The organism is Blautia sp. HCP3S3_C12, from assembly GCF_052064155.1.
In the GTDB taxonomy this organism is placed as follows: Bacteria; Bacillota; Clostridia; order Lachnospirales; family Lachnospiraceae; genus Blautia_A.
The window spans coordinates 36,928-54,140 of the sequence record NZ_JBQHWC010000010.1 but is presented as its reverse complement, the minus strand read 5'-3'; the positions used below and the strand labels follow the sequence as shown (position 1 = coordinate 54,140).

19 protein-coding genes are annotated in these 17,213 nt (G+C 43.0%); 12 read left to right on the top strand and 7 right to left on the bottom strand.

Annotated elements, in window-relative coordinates; all coding sequences use genetic code 11:
* Window positions 1-44: 44 nt before the first annotated feature.
* Window positions 45-1,349 (top strand): hypothetical protein, encoded by a 1,305-nt coding sequence (locus ACTNDS_RS09615; RefSeq protein ID WP_441035325.1) that lies wholly within the window; start codon window positions 45-47, stop codon window positions 1,347-1,349.
* A 42-nt stretch (window positions 1,350-1,391) separates the two neighbouring features.
* Here the strand turns inward: ACTNDS_RS09615 and ACTNDS_RS09610 are convergent, their stop codons facing one another.
* From ACTNDS_RS09610 to ACTNDS_RS09580, 7 genes are all read right to left on the bottom strand, one after another.
* Window positions 1,392-3,377, bottom strand: a complete 1,986-nt coding sequence (locus ACTNDS_RS09610) for a DNA polymerase (protein ID WP_441035323.1) — start codon at window positions 3,375-3,377, stop codon at window positions 1,392-1,394.
* A gap of 57 nt (window positions 3,378-3,434) precedes the next feature.
* Complete coding sequence (locus ACTNDS_RS09605; protein ID WP_441035322.1) at window positions 3,435-3,626, bottom strand: hypothetical protein; 192 nt, start codon at window positions 3,624-3,626, stop codon at window positions 3,435-3,437.
* A 50-nt stretch (window positions 3,627-3,676) separates the two neighbouring features.
* On the bottom strand, window positions 3,677-3,856 hold the full coding sequence (locus ACTNDS_RS09600) for a hypothetical protein (RefSeq protein ID WP_283229582.1): 180 nt from the start codon (window positions 3,854-3,856) through the stop codon (window positions 3,677-3,679).
* Window positions 3,857-3,925: 69 nt separating this feature from the next.
* Window positions 3,926-4,489 (bottom strand): DUF2815 family protein, encoded by a 564-nt coding sequence (locus tag ACTNDS_RS09595; RefSeq protein WP_441035320.1) that lies wholly within the window; start codon window positions 4,487-4,489, stop codon window positions 3,926-3,928.
* A gap of 16 nt (window positions 4,490-4,505) precedes the next feature.
* Window positions 4,506-5,639: a DUF2800 domain-containing protein gene (locus ACTNDS_RS09590; RefSeq protein ID WP_441035318.1), complete on the bottom strand. Its 1,134-nt coding sequence runs from the start codon at window positions 5,637-5,639 to the stop codon at window positions 4,506-4,508.
* The gene (locus ACTNDS_RS09585) at window positions 5,632-6,003 is read right to left on the bottom strand and encodes a DNA ligase (protein WP_441035316.1); all 372 of its coding nucleotides are present in this window, start codon (window positions 6,001-6,003) and stop codon (window positions 5,632-5,634) included. Before ACTNDS_RS09585 ends, ACTNDS_RS09590 begins: the two co-directional genes overlap by 8 nt.
* Window positions 5,987-6,151, bottom strand: a complete 165-nt coding sequence (locus ACTNDS_RS09580; RefSeq protein WP_441035314.1) for a hypothetical protein — start codon at window positions 6,149-6,151, stop codon at window positions 5,987-5,989. Before ACTNDS_RS09580 ends, ACTNDS_RS09585 begins: the two co-directional genes overlap by 17 nt.
* 269 nt (window positions 6,152-6,420) lie before the next feature.
* On the opposite strand from ACTNDS_RS09580, the gene ACTNDS_RS09575 reads away from it, so the two are divergent.
* From ACTNDS_RS09575 to ACTNDS_RS09525, 11 genes are all read left to right on the top strand, one after another.
* Complete coding sequence (locus ACTNDS_RS09575; protein WP_441035312.1) at window positions 6,421-8,709, top strand: phage/plasmid primase, P4 family; 2,289 nt, start codon at window positions 6,421-6,423, stop codon at window positions 8,707-8,709.
* 204 nt (window positions 8,710-8,913) lie between these two features.
* On the top strand, window positions 8,914-9,192 hold the full coding sequence (locus ACTNDS_RS09570; RefSeq protein WP_441035311.1) for a VRR-NUC domain-containing protein: 279 nt from the start codon (window positions 8,914-8,916) through the stop codon (window positions 9,190-9,192).
* Entirely contained in the window at window positions 9,173-10,543 is a 1,371-nt protein-coding gene (locus ACTNDS_RS09565; RefSeq protein ID WP_441035309.1) for an SNF2-related protein, read from the top strand. Before ACTNDS_RS09570 ends, ACTNDS_RS09565 begins: the two co-directional genes overlap by 20 nt.
* Window positions 10,533-10,778, top strand: a complete 246-nt coding sequence (locus ACTNDS_RS09560; protein WP_441035308.1) for a hypothetical protein — start codon at window positions 10,533-10,535, stop codon at window positions 10,776-10,778. The genes ACTNDS_RS09565 and ACTNDS_RS09560 overlap by 11 nt, the downstream gene beginning before the upstream one ends.
* 35 nt (window positions 10,779-10,813) lie before the next feature.
* Window positions 10,814-11,230: a DUF1492 domain-containing protein gene (locus ACTNDS_RS09555; RefSeq protein ID WP_441035306.1), complete on the top strand. Its 417-nt coding sequence runs from the start codon at window positions 10,814-10,816 to the stop codon at window positions 11,228-11,230.
* Between the two features lie 128 nt (window positions 11,231-11,358).
* Window positions 11,359-11,718, top strand: a complete 360-nt coding sequence (locus ACTNDS_RS09550; protein ID WP_441035304.1) for an HNH endonuclease — start codon at window positions 11,359-11,361, stop codon at window positions 11,716-11,718.
* 479 nt (window positions 11,719-12,197) lie between these two features.
* A complete protein-coding gene (locus ACTNDS_RS09545; RefSeq protein WP_441035302.1) occupies window positions 12,198-12,836 on the top strand; it encodes a PBECR4 domain-containing protein in 639 nt (212 codons plus the stop codon).
* A gap of 78 nt (window positions 12,837-12,914) precedes the next feature.
* A complete protein-coding gene (locus ACTNDS_RS09540) occupies window positions 12,915-13,385 on the top strand; it encodes a phage terminase small subunit P27 family (RefSeq protein WP_441035300.1) in 471 nt (156 codons plus the stop codon).
* Window positions 13,385-15,013, top strand: a complete 1,629-nt coding sequence (locus ACTNDS_RS09535) for a terminase large subunit (protein ID WP_441035298.1) — start codon at window positions 13,385-13,387, stop codon at window positions 15,011-15,013. Before ACTNDS_RS09540 ends, ACTNDS_RS09535 begins: the two co-directional genes overlap by 1 nt.
* 118 nt (window positions 15,014-15,131) lie before the next feature.
* Window positions 15,132-16,445: a phage portal protein gene (locus ACTNDS_RS09530; RefSeq protein ID WP_441035296.1), complete on the top strand. Its 1,314-nt coding sequence runs from the start codon at window positions 15,132-15,134 to the stop codon at window positions 16,443-16,445.
* On the top strand, window positions 16,445-17,191 hold the full coding sequence (locus ACTNDS_RS09525; RefSeq protein WP_441035294.1) for a head maturation protease, ClpP-related: 747 nt from the start codon (window positions 16,445-16,447) through the stop codon (window positions 17,189-17,191). The genes ACTNDS_RS09530 and ACTNDS_RS09525 overlap by 1 nt, the downstream gene beginning before the upstream one ends.
* Window positions 17,192-17,213: the final 22 nt, after the last annotated feature.

The following is a 17,213-nucleotide window of genomic DNA, read 5'->3' as shown; positions in this document are numbered from 1 at the left end:
GAGCAAGAAAACTTGTTCCCTGATTTTAAAAGGAAGTGAATAGCGTGCCGGAAAAAGATTATTATCAAAGTAATTATGTATTTTTGAATGAGATACTATCAGCCGATTTAAGGCAAATACAGGCAAATATAAATCGTGCGAAAGAATTAAATAAAGACGGTATTGACGAGAATCTAAGCAAAAAATATATTCACTTTTCTAATATAAACAAAGATGCTCGATCAGAAATCGCCGAGTTTATCGCGAGAGGATTACAGTCTTTTGTTGAAGAACACCGACACATAGATTATTGTGGAAGAAAAGACGATGAAGGACTCATTATGATGTTTAGGTGGAAGTATTCATACGGAGTATTTTCTAGATACTATGATCCGGATTATGATTTTTCCACAGAAACTAAAGTAAGAGGATTGAACCTTCCTATACTAGAAACTGAAGATATAATACGCCATACGATAGAGATGCGCCGGGATAATCCTGAAGAATATTATAAGAAGATGGAAGAGATTATCTCGCAGCATGAATTATTGGTTGTGAATTCGACATTAATTGAAGCTCATAATGTATTACGAAGACGAGCTGATATATTTAAGACGTTGATTGAACTATATTCTTCTGAGCAGTGGATATCTTTTGTGGCTTTGGCTACATTACAGGTAGAAGGGCTATTTTATGATTGCTGTGAAATATTAAAAGAAAAGGATTTAGGAGGAACAGCAGGAACATTAACTGAAAAGGTTGATAAAGCATTTAAGGGTAATGCCGCGCTAATGAGATATGCACATCCTTATTTTAAGTATGATGCACCGCTACTCAGGAATACTATTGCGCATGTTGGCACTGTCGAAAATACTATGGAAGAATTAAAATGTATGTGTATTGATCTGATTTTAGATATCAATGCTATTGTTTCTTGGATATACAATTTATCGCGTGGGAAATATACAATAATTGAGATGCTGTATAATGATGTCAAAGACAGTGAGAAACCGGCAGAGAGCTTACTTATGTCTATGCTTTCTTGTATGAGTGTATCTGACTTTAAATATCTAGATGTACTTATTGATGCCTGTAAGTTTGAAGATGAATTTAAATATATGAAATTTGAAGATAATTTCATAGTCGAGCATGCATCTTTTTTAAGGAAAATCATAGATACTGAGGAATTTTGGAATTGTCTTGCAAGTCATATTGACGAGAATAAAAAATGTGAAGATAAACCTTATTGTATGGAGTGGCTTGGTGGGATGTTGGCAGATGCTTTTATAAAAATATATCCTAAAGAATCTGTTGAGAAAAAAGCCTGTGTTAGTGTTATGGCAAAAGTTAATATTTGTAAGAAAAATTAGAAAACAGCGGCCTCTGGCGATAAACCGGAAGCCGCTATCTTTTTAATCCTTTTTATAAAAATTGGTCTCGTAGCCGTCAGCTCTGATCAGGATATCAGGCATCCAGTCAGGAGACTTGCCCATAGCAGAAGTGATGCTCTCAACAGCTATATTTTCTAGACATTCGATAATGAGCTCATCATGGACATGCCCACATATCTGCAGGTCAGAGAGGTTTTGCATAGCGTAGCAGAGAAGGTCACGGGATACTGCCTGTACGATATTCTCTACAAACTTCGGACCATAGGATTCGATACGTTCCCATTTCTTAGTGGAGCCGATACCTTCATAGGTAACAGATACGCCACCAAACTTATTTTCACCGATACGAGGCTTTACATAGCTGAGCATTCGACCAGAAGGAAGCTTGATGAAAAGCATACCGCTCCTATAAAAGAATTTGATTCCGCGTACTTCTGTAGGAATACGCTGTTTGATGGTAGTCTTGACTGCCGTATCAACATCCCACCAGAAGGCTGTTATCATAGGATTTGAATTTCGCCAGGAATCGACCAGTGGTTGCAACTCTTCTTCGGTTAATCCCATCTCCAGTGCACCCATGGATTTCAGTGCACCGACTGATCCGCCATATCCCAGGGCAAGCTCTGCGATTTTACCTTTCTGTCTGAGATGAGAGTTTACACCATGTTTTTCGACAGGTACGCCAAACATTTGACTTGCTGATGCACAGTAGATATCTTTTCCTTCGGCAAATACTTTGGAACGCCAGGCTTCACCGGCAAGGTGCGCAAGAACTCTGGCTTCGATAGCAGAGTAGTCGCTTACGATGAATTTGTATCCCGGTCGAGCAATGAAGGCAGTACGAATAAGCTGAGATAACGTATCCGGGATATCATCATAAAGCATTTCCATAGTATCATAATCACCGGTACGAACCAGCTCACGAGCCTCAGCAAGGTCGGACATATGATTTTGAGGAAGATTCTGTAACTGGATCAAGCGTCCGGCCCATCTACCTGAGCGGTTGGCTCCATAAAACTGGAACATACCGTGAGCACGACCATCTCTACAGACGGAATTCTGCATTGCCTGATATTTCTTTACAGAGGATTTTGCAAGCTGAAGTCTGAGTTTGAGGGCTTCTGAAATGTTACCATTGGTTTCTTTTATCAGTCCGGCAACATCCTTCTTACCAAGGGATTCTGTCTCCACGCCATTGTCAGAGAGCCACTGCTTCATCTGAACAACGCTGTTAGGGTTGTCCAGATTAGTGATGTTTTGCATTGCAATCATGAGCTCTGTTTTTGATTTTTCATCAAATGCGATTGCATTCTTCACCACATCCATATCCAGCATAATTCCCCGGTCATTGATTTCCTGATCGATGTGATACTCATTCCATATAGAATCCGGAACCGGGAATTTAGATAATCTCTGTTTGATAGAAAGCTCTACTTCAACATCTCGGCGATTGTAGGATTTGAAGCTTTCCCATTTATCCGGGGCATGTTCCGGTAGATTTCTGGTTCTGCCACCATTCGCCTTGTTAGGCTTGCAGGGGCAGCAGAAGTATTTGATTAATTCCTTGCCCTCCTTCATTTTCTGATCCTGAAGCTTCAGGACTGTACCAACAGCTTCCAGCGAGAGTGGTAAGCCCATATAGGCTGACCAAATCATAGTGCATTTCCAGGAGGATGGATTCAGATAGTTGTGTACTGGATCATCCTCTGAATTGTAAGATTTGAAATATTTGGGATGATACTTCCGGAGCCAGTTGGACAAACAGACTCTTTCGAAAGAGGCGTTAAAAGCCCATTTTGTTATATTCTCATCAGATAGTGCTTCCAGGATCTCTGTTGGTATTTTATCACCTGCAGTAAGGTCATAGACTACCACGGGACCATTATCAACAGAAACGCCGAAGAGCAGGATCTCAAAATGATCAGACTCAGCGTATTTGTATGCTCCGCATTTGGAGATATCAACATCGCTATAGGTCTCTAAATCGATTGACAATTCTTTTATCATAATATTTTCCCTTTACAAAAACGGCAGCGGCACTTTGTGGGTACCGCCGCCTGGTGATTAGTTCTTGTCAGTTTCTTCCGTTTTGGACTTGAACCATTTTGGATTAAGCCAGTGAAGAAATCGTTTAACGATTCCGAGGAACCAACGCCATACCGCTATTACGATCATCATCCAGAAGCAAAAGCAGATACCGAAAAGAGTTCCATCAACAAGTGCATTCATCAATTCATTTAATAATTCTTTTGTCATAGGTTGTCACTTTGCCCTTTCTTAAATAGTGAGATAGAAATGCTCCAAAGTTAGTCGTTCTGCTTGTCAGGCAAGCTTTTCATGCGTTTCGCATGATATTCCAGGTCGCGCTTTTCACGCTTCTTTTCATAGATTATTCCCTGGATAGTAGAGAGGAGTAAGGATATTCCTGTGCTTCCCCAAATAATAAGAAGTGCGATTGCCAGAATTAGTTCCATAGCTGTTTTCATAATTTTTCACCATACCTTCCTTTGAATTGGCGGCAGGCTTGTCCTACCGCCTTAGTTGTCATGTAGTTATTAGGAGAGGAAATCATCATCTTCCTCAGTGTCGAAATCATCCTCAGCACGAGATTTACCACCGAGAGGCTCACCGTCGCGAATCTTCTGGAGATTGTTGAGACCGCAGGCAATGCCCTTATTACCATTGCTGTTGAAGGCATAGAGATTAATGCTGGCTCTTCCATATACTCCGGAATACACTTCGGATCTCTCAAGGATAGGCTGACGGTCTGCATCTACGATGCCAGGTGCGGTAGCACTGTTGGCATTGATGAAGTAAGCATTTGCATAAGCAGGGTCATCAGGTCTCTCCAAATCACCATCACGAAGAGGTGTCTTGAGAACAGAGAGGGCAGGAACAGTCTTGCCATTACCCTTGAGCTTGCTCTGACCTTCCTCATAGGCTGCTTCGATAGCCGCCTTAATCTTGTTTACAGTTACGGTGTCGGACTTGGGAATGATGAGGGAAACGCTGTATTTTGGTGCGCCTCCATTGATGCTCTTGGCATCCCATACATTCGCATAGCTCCAACGTGTGTTTACTCCTGTGATTACCTTTGTAGGGTTCTGAATTTTTGCCATAATATTGGTCCTCCTTTTACTCATTAAAGTCTTCTATTGCTGTATTCATTGCCGGCCTCTTATCAGATTCCGGTACCAATGCGGGTTTTCCAGGTGGCTTGTAGATAAGCCCACCTAAAAGTTCTTCGAATTTCTTCTTTCCGAGCAGTGTACTCATGGCGGTTACGCCAAGAAGCTTCTTTTCATACGGATCAAAACCTGCGTCCTTTACTTTGAAAGCGACAGCTTCTTCGTCGGTATATTTTCTGTTGGACCTTCCTTCCACGACCTTCCAGCCTTCGAAGTGGACTCCGGACTGTGCCTGCTGAAGGGCATATTCCTTGATGTCATTTCCCCAGGAAATCATTTCATCCACCTTTTCAAGGATGGCGGCGATCTCTGTATCATCCAGTGTGGCAGGCATCTCGAAATCATATTTTGCAAGCTCCAGATTGTATTCTGCACGCTTGCGGCAGGTTGCCTTTACCTTGCAGAACTGGCAGTGGTCACCGGCTTTGAATTCGCCTTCGCCCACATAAGCAAGCTGTGCAGTCGGTGCTAGGACTTCGTTGGCCCATTTCAGAAGGTTGTCTATGCTGATGGTGTAGGTGCTGATGTTTTCGCGTCTCGGCTGGAAGATGGTCATCTTAATCTGATTGATATCGTAGATGTCTCCGAATACTTCCAAAGCACCTAAGGCGTAGCACATCATCTGGCTGTTGCCACCATGCTCATCATCACCGGCGCTTACGAGAACTCCCAGACCATGCTTGTAATCGATAATCTGTAGTACTTCATCAGCAACGATTACACAGTCACCGGTTCCGAAGCCGTTTTCAACCCAGCGGGAGAAATCCAGTCTCTGTTCAATCATGACCTGCGGATCCTTACAGAATTCCTTCGCTGCTTCAATCTGCTCTAATACATAGTTCCTGTATTCCTCAGCGCAGTTCTGCATTTCAGCATCGTAGTAGGTAAGATTCTCAGTCGGATCGATTACCTCTCTGCCAAGAGCCTTTTCTACCAGATAGGCACAAAGCTCATGGCAATCGGTTCCCTGCTGTGCATATTCGGATGCTTGATCCGGGATGTTGGCACAGAGCTTTGCGCTTGGCGGGCAGGCTAACCATCTGTGGCTGGCAGAGGCGGAGAGGTATGCGTGCTTAGGCATTTCCAATCACCTCTGCTTCCTTAAGAATGGCTGCGTAATCCTTAGGATCAATCTGCTTTAACTGCTGGGCTCCGAATTTCTCCAGAAGCTCTTTGACTTCCTTCTTAAAGCCTGCAGCTGATTTTGCAGCAAGTACTCCACGAACATCTTCCTTGGTATAGGAAGGAGCCGGTTCAGCCTTTGCTGCTTCAGGTTCTGCGGCTTCCTGCTTGGTTACTTTCTTAGCTGCTTTTGTTTCAGTCTTAGCCGGAGCTTCTTCTGTAGATGTGAAGATATCTTTTAATGTATTTGCGGCTTTGATCATTCCTTCACCGCAGGCAATTATTTCATCCAGCACCTGAGATAATTCACTCATTTTGCTCATTTTTAGTTCCTCCGTTTTCTTTATTCTGTTGTCTTAGATTGGCTGCCAGTCGTTTGGCTACTACGCTGATTGCGATGAGAGTATCAATGAGCTCTTCCTCAATCTGTGGTGTGGCCTGCTGGCTATTATCAATCGTTTCTGTCTGCATCTGCAGCACCTCACTTTCCGAATGGCTTTGTTGCCTTTCTATCTTCCTAAGCGCATCTGGAAATGGTATTTCCGGTCGGGGGAGAATTTTTTTGAAAAAAGTTTTGTAAATAGCCAGGGCATTTTTCGCTTTATAAAAGGAAGCGATTCTGCTCTGGCTGATTTTTTGCAAATTATTTTTAACTCTGACCGGAAAAGTGAAGGTCAAACCCGCTTAGGAAATTAGGAGAACTTGTAAGTTCTTACTTTGATAGAAACGAGGTTTGAAATATGCAGGTAACTATTTGTACAGCAAACTGCGTCGGTCAAGCCGGGAACTGTAGCTATCCTAACAAGGTAACGGTAGTCACGCCGGAGCAGCTGCAGGAAGCGGTGAAGAAGGACCATGTTTGCACAGAGTTCAAAGGGAATTATCGAAGCATTGAAAATTTCATCAGATCAGATGTGATTGTTATGGATATCGATAATGACCACACAGAAGTACCGGCTGACTGGATTACTGCTGAAAAGCTGGAAGAGCTGTTTCCGAATGTGGAGTACTTGTTGGCACCGAGCCGCCACCATCTTTTAGATAAGGAAGGTAAGTCGGCGAGACCAAGGTATCACATGTATTTTCCTATTACAGAGATTACGGATGCGACCAAGTATGGAAATTTGAAGAAGAAGCTTCAAAGTGCCTATCCATTCTTTGATGGAAATGCATTGGATGCTGCCAGATTCATATTCGGTGCGGAATGTGATGAGGTGATTTTCCACGATGGATGGATGACGGTGGATGAGGAAGTCGAGATTTCTGATATGGAAGAGGAAGACCTTGATTTGGAGATGTCAGGCGGGAAGAGTTCCGGTCCTATTTTAGAAGGAAGCCGCAACAACACGATGAGTCGATTTGCCGGTCGTGTTTTGAAGCGATATGGAGATACGGAAAAAGCACATGAGGCATTTCTGGAGCATGCGAAGAAATGTGATCCGCCGCTTCCGGATTTTGAACTTAAGACTATTTGGAACAGTGCGGTGAAGTTTTTCAGTAAGAGCATTGTTACGCAGGACGGATATGTACCGCCTGATGAATACAATGCAGATTTCGAAGGTGCCTCCTTAAAGCCAGAGGATTATTCAGACATTGGTCAGGCAAAGGTTCTTGTGCGTGAGTATGGTGATGAACTGAAGTACACAAGTGCAACAGATTTCCTCAGATTTGACGGGGACTGCTGGAGAGAGGATAAGCAGCTGGCGATTGGTGCCGTTGAGGAATTCTTAGATCTGCAGCTTCAGGATGCTATGGATGAGGTTGCCAGAGTAGAAAAGGCATTAGAGGATGCCGGTGTTCCGAAGGCTTCTATCCAAGCTGGACCTAAGGAGCTTCTTAAGGAAGTGGATGGTCAACTGTTACCGCTGGTTTATATGCTCATGGGAGCCCAGACATATCTGAAGTTCGTTCAGAAGAGACGTGATTATAAGTATATTGTATCGGCGGCCAATACTGCAAAACCGATGCTTGCGATTTCTGTCAGTGAGCTGGATAAGGATGAAAATCTCATCAATACACCTTATGCAACCTTTGATTTGAGGAAAGGGCTTGCGGGAGAACAGCCTCACAATCCTGAGGATTTAATTACGAAGATTACAGCCTGTTCACCGGGCGAAGAAGGAAAGCAGATATGGATAGATGCCTTGAATCTTTTCTTTTGTAAGGATCAGAAGCTCATCGATTATGTGCAGGAGACAGTTGGTATGGCTGCAATCGGTAAGGTGTATCAGGAGCATATGATTATTGCATACGGCGGTGGTGCCAATGGTAAGAGTACTTTCTGGAATACCATTTTCAGAGTCCTTGGTAATTATGCAGGTAAGCTTTCAGCGGAAGCACTCACGATGAACTGTAAGAGAAATGTGAAACCGGAGATGGCTGAGCTTAAAGGAAAAAGGCTCATTATTTCTTCTGAAATGGAAGAGGGTATGAGGCTTAATACGGCTGTGGTGAAGCAGCTTTGCTCTACGGATGAAATCCAAGCTGAAAAGAAGTACAAGGATCCCTTTTCCTTTGTTCCGTCACATACGCTGGTGCTTTATACAAACCATCTTCCGAAGGTGGGAGCTAATGATGATGGTGTCTGGCGCAGGCTGATTGTTATTCCATTTAACGCAAAGATTACCGGTAAGAGCGACATCAAGAATTATGCAGATTACCTTTTCGAGCATGCTGGTCCTGCCATTATGAGTTGGATTATCGAAGGTGCTAAGAAGGCTATTGATAAGGATTTCCATACAGACCTTCCGGATGTAGTGGAAGCAGCAATTAAGGCATACCGTGAGGATAATGATTGGCTAGGCCAGTTCTTAGAGGAATGCTGTGAGATTGATCCGTCATATAAAGAAAAATCTGGCGAGCTGTATCAGGCTTATCGAGCACATTGCATGCAAAACGGCGAATATATCCGCAGTACCACAGATTTCTATTCTGCAATGGACAAGGCTGGCTATAACCGTATTCGCAAGAATACCGGAGTGCAGGTCGTGGGACTTAAGCTTAAGGAAGGTCAGGATTTTCTGGGGTGATAGTGAAAGTCGCTGTGGCTGTATTCACATTTGTAATCTGGAATATGGCTACACGACATGCACTTTTAATCCTTTTTGTGTAGGTCGTTAACCTCTCTACATAAAAGTCTCTATATAGAGAAATTTAATAAAAATCTGCTAAAGGGAGTTTTACGGAACGAGGTACTCGACCTGCACACCTTTTAAGAATGATGGAGGCGTGCGATGCGTGAGAAATATATGGAACAGAAATTAGTTCGAGAGGTAAAGAAGCGAGGTGGCTTGTGTGAGAAATGGAATTCCGGTTCTTCAGGCTGGCCCGACCGAATTGTTTTATTACCTGATGGGAAAATCGGGTTTGTGGAGGTGAAAGCTCCCGGAGAGAAACCAAGAAAGCTTCAGGTTCACAGACATGATCAGCTTCGTGCTCTTGGATATAAAGTATTCGTCCTGGATGACCTGGGACAGATTGGAGGAATTATAGATGCAATACAAACCGCATGATTATCAGCAGTATGCAATCAATTATATATTGGAACATCCGATAGCAGCCGTAATACTTGGAATGGGACTTGGCAAGACCAGTATTACGTTGACAGCCATCGAGCAGCTTATGTATGACAGCTTTGAGGTAAGTAAGGTTCTGGTGGTAGCGCCACTGAGAGTGGCAAGAAATACCTGGAGCGACGAGATTCATAAATGGGAGCATTTGAAACACCTGAGATATTCGATTGTTCTTGGAACAGCGGCAGATAGAAAGAAGGCACTGGCAGCAGACGCAGATATCTATGTGATTAACAGAGAAAATCTGCAATGGCTTGTAGAACAGAGTGGAGTTCCCTTTGATTTCGATATGGTGGTTCTGGATGAGCTTTCATCCTTTAAAAACTGGAACAGTAAACGATTTAAGGCTTTCATGAAGGTAAGACCAAAGGTGAAGAGAGTAATCGGTTTGACCGGTACACCTTCTTCCAATGGTTTGATGGATCTTTTTGCTGAATTTAAGTGTCTGGATATGGGAGAGAGGCTTGGAAGATTTATCAGTCAGTATAGGGTGAATTATTTTGTGCCGGATCAGATGAATGGTCAGATTGTTTATTCCTACAGATTGAGAAAAGGTGCAGAGGAACAGATTTATAACAAGATATCAGACATCACGATTTCCATGAAGGCACTTGACCATTTGAAAATGCCAGAGCTTATCAGCAATGAATATCCTGTTTATATGAGTGAGGCAGAAGGAAAAATGTACACCGATATGGAAGAGGATTTGTTTATTCCTCTTAAGAAGGGAGAGATTACAGCAGCAAATGCAGCGGCTCTTTCAGGAAAGCTGTTACAAATGGCAAATGGTGCAGTCTATTCCGATGATGGAGATGAGATTCAGATCCATGATCAAAAGCTGGATGCACTGGAGGATTTGATAGAGGCAGCAAATGGTAAGCCGGTTATGGTGGCTTATTGGTTCAAGCATGATTTGACCAGAATTATGAGAAGGCTATCTGAGAGGAAGATTCCTTTTGAAAAGCTTGATTCAGAAAAAAGTATCCGTAAATGGAATAGAGGCGAGCTTCCAGTAGCGCTTATTCATCCTGCTTCTGCTGGTCATGGTCTTAACCTTCAGGCTGGTGGAAATATGCTTATCTGGTTTGGACTTACCTGGAGCCTTGAGCTTTATCAGCAGACAGTAGCCAGATTATGGAGGCAGGGACAGTCAGCTGAGACCGTTGTGGTTCAGCATATTATTACAGCCGGTACTATCGATGAAGATGTAATGAAAGCTTTGGCTAATAAGGATATGACACAGAACAGATTGATTGCAGCTGTAAAAGCGAGGGTGACGCATGGCAGGTAAGAACCAGACAGAAGATCCATATGAAAGACTTGCTAACGCTATTATCCTTAGTGCGGTTTCTGATTACAGAACTGCACTCAAAAGGGTAAAACGTAATCCAAAGAGCAAGACAGCGATAGATGAAGCTTTACAGATTGAGAAGTTTTTTAGAAGCCCGTGGTATCAACAATTAACATCGGTTGATGGAGAGTTTCTAATCCGTAAGCTTCAGGACGAAATAAGACAATCAGAGTAAATCCGAGGGAAATTATTTTTTATCGGAGGTAGCATATGACAGCGAAAGAGTATTTGAAGCAGGCGTATCTTTTGGATAAGCAGATACAGGTAGAAGTAAAGGAGCTGGAACAGCTTCGAGAGATGCGTGGTACTATTCAGGGATGTAGTTATGGTGAGAAGATTGGATCTAATCCAAACAGAAATATGGAAGCCCCATTTATTAAGACAATTGAGAAGATTTGGGAGTATGAGCAGAAGATTGATAAGAAGATAAACAGACTGGTGGATCTTCGTTCTGAAATCAATGCAGCAATTGAGAAGATGGATAATCCTGAGGAAAGACTTCTTCTTAAATATCGTTATCTTAAGAATGAGAGCTGGGAAGATATTTCCTACGAGCTGAATGTTTCTTACAGAACTGTACACCGTATTCATGCATCTGCATTAAATAATTTTATTGTACCTGAATAGGTTGGCACACTTTGTCCCAACATGGCATAAGCATATATGTTATTATGATAGTGTCGAAAGTGTACGACAGAGCAGAGCCTTGGAAGCCAAAAACTTCCAGGGCTTTTATGATGCATGGAGGTGTAACAGTGCCAAGCAAACCAAAGAAACCGTGTGCTTATCCAGGCTGTCCTGCATTAGTAACCGGACGGTACTGTGAAGAGCATGCAAGAAAAGCAAACAGCGACTATGAAAAGTTCAGCAGAGATAAGAATACCAAACGCCGGTATGGACGTGCATGGAAAAGAATCCGTGACAAGTATGCTGCGGAGCATCCGTTCTGTGAGAAGTGTTATGAGCATGGAGTTCTGGTTCCGGTGGAAGAGATCCATCACAAGCTTCCTTTGAGTGAAGGTGGCACACATGATCGGAGCAATCTGATTGCGTTGTGCAAGTCGTGTCATTCACAGATACATGCGAAGCGTGGGGATCGCTGGCATGACCGGTAGGGGGTATCCAAATCTCTACAGACCTATCTCCTATAGAACGGCGGGTGGGTCTTTTGTGCGCAGTCGCAAAATTGAATATGGGGGGTATTGACAATTAAACATTATCCGATATTATATATGAACAAGGAAAAATTCTATGAAAATGAAATATGTGGTAACAGCTGATTTTTGTTGATTTTTTCTTGGATTTGAGTATAATATAGGTAAGAGCAGAAATGTTCTCGATGTAAGAGCATCGTAAAAAGTTGGGCTGCAGATGGAGCAGGATAATTTTCCATCTCATTAGATGTCTTAACTGGGCATCGAGCCTGGCAGCTTGGATAAAGCTGTAGTCCACGTGGGGGACTTAATGATTTCCACGTCGTTATGGGTATCTTAACTGGGTACCGAGGCTGACAACCAGCAGAAAACTCTTTTCTTAAGAAATTATTGAGGAGTGTGGTTTCGCATCACACTCCTCTTTACGTATAGAGGTATAAATGGCAACAAAGACGGATAAGAAAAATGCAATACGACAAGATATAATAGATTCAGCTGGGGTATATAGCCAGAGTTTAGCAGGTAAAGCTTTTTTGTATGTGTATGGAGATGAATATTTTGAAGTATCATTTCCGGTGGATCATTTTCTTCATTTGACAGGAGTTGAGACAAAGCTATCAGCAAAAGATTTTTATAAAAATGCTAAAAAGGCGAAGCTCACCAATAGCCAGTTTTATTTTGATGCAAGGCATCCATACGCGAATGCAAAAAAGAAACTGCCATGCTTAAAAAGATTACCAGAACTTACAAATGATACGGTTTGTATTCTAAAAGATATGCAGACTGTAACAATTATATACAAGCTGAGTGTTACTAATTTAGAATTCACATTAGGACTTACAGAAAATACAGATGACAAAGGAAATAAGATAAACGATTTCTTTCTCCCTATGTCTTTACGTGTGGAAGATACATCTGTTGAGAAAAGTAATGACGGTGAAATAGTTGATTTCATTTTTTCTAAGGATGCAAGTGTCAGCAAGTACGATACTTTACTTGTAGAGGATAAAAACAAAACAATCCCAGAAAGCATCAAGCATCTGATAAGCGATAAATTTTATAATACACAAAATGATTAATTACATATGAAAACATTGGAGCATCAGGAAACTGGTGCTTTTTTTGTGCTCAAAATTCGATAAGAAGGAGGGATTCCGATGGCAGGAAGAAAGCCAAAGCCTACAGCGGTTAAGAAGCTGGAAGGCAATCCGGGAAAAAGAAAACTGAATACGAAAGAACCAATTCCGGCAAAGGGAATGCCTGCTTGTCCTGAATGGTTAATGCCAGAAGCAAAGAAGGAATGGAAACGCTTGGCTGAATTGATGAATCAGATGGGTGTTCTTACAGAAGTAGATATGGCAGCATTTGCCGCATATTGTCAGTCTTATGCAAGATGGAAGGAAGCTCAGGAACACATTACCTCTGGTGGATCCACTTTTGAAACTGATAAAGGATATCAGCAGCAGACTCCTTGGGTTGGTATTGCAAATACCAATCAGAAGTTAATGTTGCAGGCGGCATCTGAGTTTGGTCTTACGCCATCTTCCCGAAGCAGAATTATTGCTGGTAATAGCAAGGGGCAGGAACCAGAAGATGAGATGGAGGCATTGCTTGGGGGTGATTCTTAATGGCAAAAGAAACAAGGCCTAAAGATTATCCCAAGCTGAAAAATTATCAGCCTACAAGATTTATGCTTCCGACTTCTCATTATGATAAGAAGAAGGCAGACAGGGCGGTAACCTTTATCGAGAATCTTTGCCACACTAAGGGCAAATGGTCCGGTACAAGGTTCTGGCTATTGCCGTGGCAGGAGCAACTGATCCGAGATATTTTCGGTATTGTTAAAGCTGATGGAAACAGACAGTTTAGAACAGCTTTTGTTGAGATTTGCAAGAAGGTAGGCAAATCAGAACTTGCCGCCGCAATTGCTCTGTACCTGCTTTACGCAGACAATGAACCAAGTGCTGAGGTATATGGTGCAGCGGCAGATAGGCAGCAGGCTTCCATTGTATTTGATGTAGCCCGTCAGATGGTTGAGATGTCACCAGCTCTTATGAAGAGAAGTAAGCTGATGTCAGCCACAAAGCGAATCGTCAATTATGGAAATGCAGGCTTCTATCAGGTGCTTTCAGCTGAGGTTGGAAGTAAGCATGGCTTTTCGATTTCGGGACTTGTGTTCGATGAAATTCATACACAGCCGAATCGCCAGTTATACGATGTTTTAACAAAATATAGTTCTGACGCACGCCAGAATCCTCTTCATTTCATAATCACTACTGCTGGAAATGACAGACATTCGATTGCTTTTGAGTTACATACCAAGGCGGTTGATATCCTGGAAGGCAGGCGTGTGGACCCGACCTTTTATCCTGTGGTTTATGGACTTAAGGATGATGAGGACTGGGAAGATGAAGCCAATTGGTACAAGGTGAATCCGTCACTTGGATATACCGTTGACATTGAAAGACTGAGGGATGCATATCGTGAGGCAAAGCAGAATCCGGCTGATGAAATTACTTTTAAGTGGCTCAGAATGAATATGTGGGTATCAAGTACAACATCATGGATTCCTGATACAATCTTTATGAAAGGTAATGAACCGATTGATATGAGATTGCTGGAAGGCAGAGATTGCTATGCTGGCTTGGATCTTTCAAGTACAGGAGATATTACTGCACTAGTTCTTATATTTCCACCAAGAAATACGGATGAGAAATATTTTTTGGTGCCGTACTTCTGGGTGCCAGAGGAAACCATTCAACAGAGAGTTAAGGCAAATTCAGTTCCTTATGATGTATGGGAGAAGCAGGGTGATCTGTTAGCAACAGATGGTAATGTTATTCATTACGATTTCATTGAGAAGTTCATCTGTGATTTGGGTGAGAAGTATCACATCCTTGAAATTGCAGTGGACAGATGGAATGCGACTCATATGATTCAGAACCTGGAAGATGCTGGATTTACGATGGTGCCATTTGGACAGGGCTTTGCAAGTATGAGTACACCAACCAAGGAATTTTACAGACTTATGATGGAAGGGCAGATTATTCATGCAGGTCATCCGGTTCTTAGGTGGATGGCTGGAAATGTGGTAATCGAAACTGATGCTGCGGAAAACATTAAGGTGACCAAGGCTAAGTCGAAGGAAAAGATTGATGGAATTGTTGCTTCCATTATGGCTCTGGACAGATGCCTTAGAAATGAGGGTGAGCCACAGGGAAGTGTTTACGATGAGAGAGGATTATTGGTGTTTTAAGATGAAGGGAATTATCGCAGGTGTTCTAATAGTGATTGCTGGTGTGGTTGCGCTGGCAGTTACTGGTTTCATACAGATAGTAAGAGCATGGAGCGATATTTTCAGATAAGGAGGCTTTATGGGATTTTTCAGTAGCTTATTTCGTGGACGGGATGCTCCTACAGATAGAACTTCCGGTAGTGCATATTCATTCTTCATGGGAGGAAGCACTTCTGGAAAAAGAGTAAATGAAAGAACGGCGATGCAGATGACAGCGGTGTACTCCTGCGTGAGGATATTGTCAGAGGCGGTGGCTGGACTTCCATTACAGTTTTACAGATATACAGCAGATGGTGGTAAGGAGAAGGCGGTGGATCATCCGCTTTATTTTTTGCTCCATGATGAACCGAATCCGGAAATGACAAGCTTTGTATTCCGTGAGACTCTGATGACGCATTTGCTTCTTTGGGGGAATGCGTACAGTCAGATAATCAGGAATGCCAGAGGTGAAATCATTGCTTTGTATCCGCTGATGCCTGACCGCATGACAGTCAATCGTGATGAAAATGGTCAGCTTTATTATGAGTATTACATGAATACAGATGATGCTCATACCATGAAGGGTACAACAGTAAGATTGCAGCCACATGATGTACTGCACATTCCGGGGTTAGGTTTCGATGGTCTTGTGGGCTACAGTCCTATAGCAATGGCAAAGAATGCGATTGGTATGGCGATTGCCTGTGAAGAGTATGGAGCAAAGTTCTTTGCCAATGGTGCAGCTCCATCTGGTGTGTTGGAACATCCGGGAACCATTAAGGATCCTTCCAGAGTACGTGAGAGCTGGCAGTCAACCTTTGGCGGTTCTGCTAATGCCAATAAGGTTGCGGTTCTGGAAGAGGGAATGAAGTACACGCCGATTTCCATTAGCCCGAATGAAGCACAGTTTTTGGAAACCAGAAAATTTCAGATTGATGAGATAGCTCGAATCTTCAGGGTGCCACCGCACATGGTTGGTGACCTGGAGAAGTCGAGCTATTCTAATATTGAGCAGCAATCACTGGAGTTTGTGAAGTACACTTTGGATCCCTGGGTGGCAAGATGGGAGCAGGCAATGGTCAGAGCCCTTCTTACACCGGAAGAGAAGAAGACGTATTTCTTTAAGTTCAACGTGGACGGCTTGCTCAGGGGAGATTATCAGAGCCGAATGAACGGTTATGCGACAGCAAGGCAGAACGGCTGGATGTCAGCTAATGATATCCGTGAGCTTGAAAACCTTGACCGCATTCCGGAAGAGGCCGGTGGTGATTTGTATCTCATCAATGGAAATATGACGAAGCTTGCGGATGCAGGAATATTTGCTGCAGGTGCATCTGAATCTACTGCTTCAGAGCCGGAAGAGACTCAAAGCAGGGATAAGCCACCTGAGCAGAGAAAGAGAGGATACAGTTAATGAAGAGAAAATTTTGGAACTGGATACAGAACCAGGATGAGGGCGAACTCGAATCGAGAACGCTCTTTTTGAATGGAGAAATTTCAGATGAAACCTGGTATGGGGATGAGGTTACTCCAAAGCTTTTCAAGGATGAGCTGAACATGGGTAAAGGTCCGATTTCAGTCTGGATCAATTCGCCCGGCGGTGATGTATTTGCTGCGGCTCAGATTTACAACATGCTGATGGATTATCCATACGATGTGACAGTTAAGATTGACGGGCTTGCTGCTTCCGCGGCATCTGTGATTGCAATGGCCGGAACTACGGTGGAAATGAGTCCTGTCGCAATGATGATGATTCACAATCCTGCGACGATCGCAATCGGAGATTCTGAGGAAATGAAGAAGGCGGTGAAGATGCTGGATGAAGTGAAGGAATCCATTATGAATGCTTATGAGATCAAGACAGGTCTTGCAAGAGACAAGATTTCAAAGCTGATGGATGCTGAGAGCTGGTTCAATGCGAAAAAGGCGGTTGAGCTTGGCTTTGCAGATAAGATCCTGTTCAGCGATGGACAGGGTGATGTAACTAATGATGCTGGTGAGGGAATTGCGCTCAGCGATGAGATGAGTGCTCCTGTGATGTTTTCAAGACAGGCGGTTATGAATTCCATGCTTTCCAAACTGATTCCACCTAAGAAACCAGTAGAGAAGCGTACTCCGGTAGATCAGCTGGAGAAGAGACTTAGCTTGTTATCGCATTGATAGCAGGCTTTTTTAGTACAGA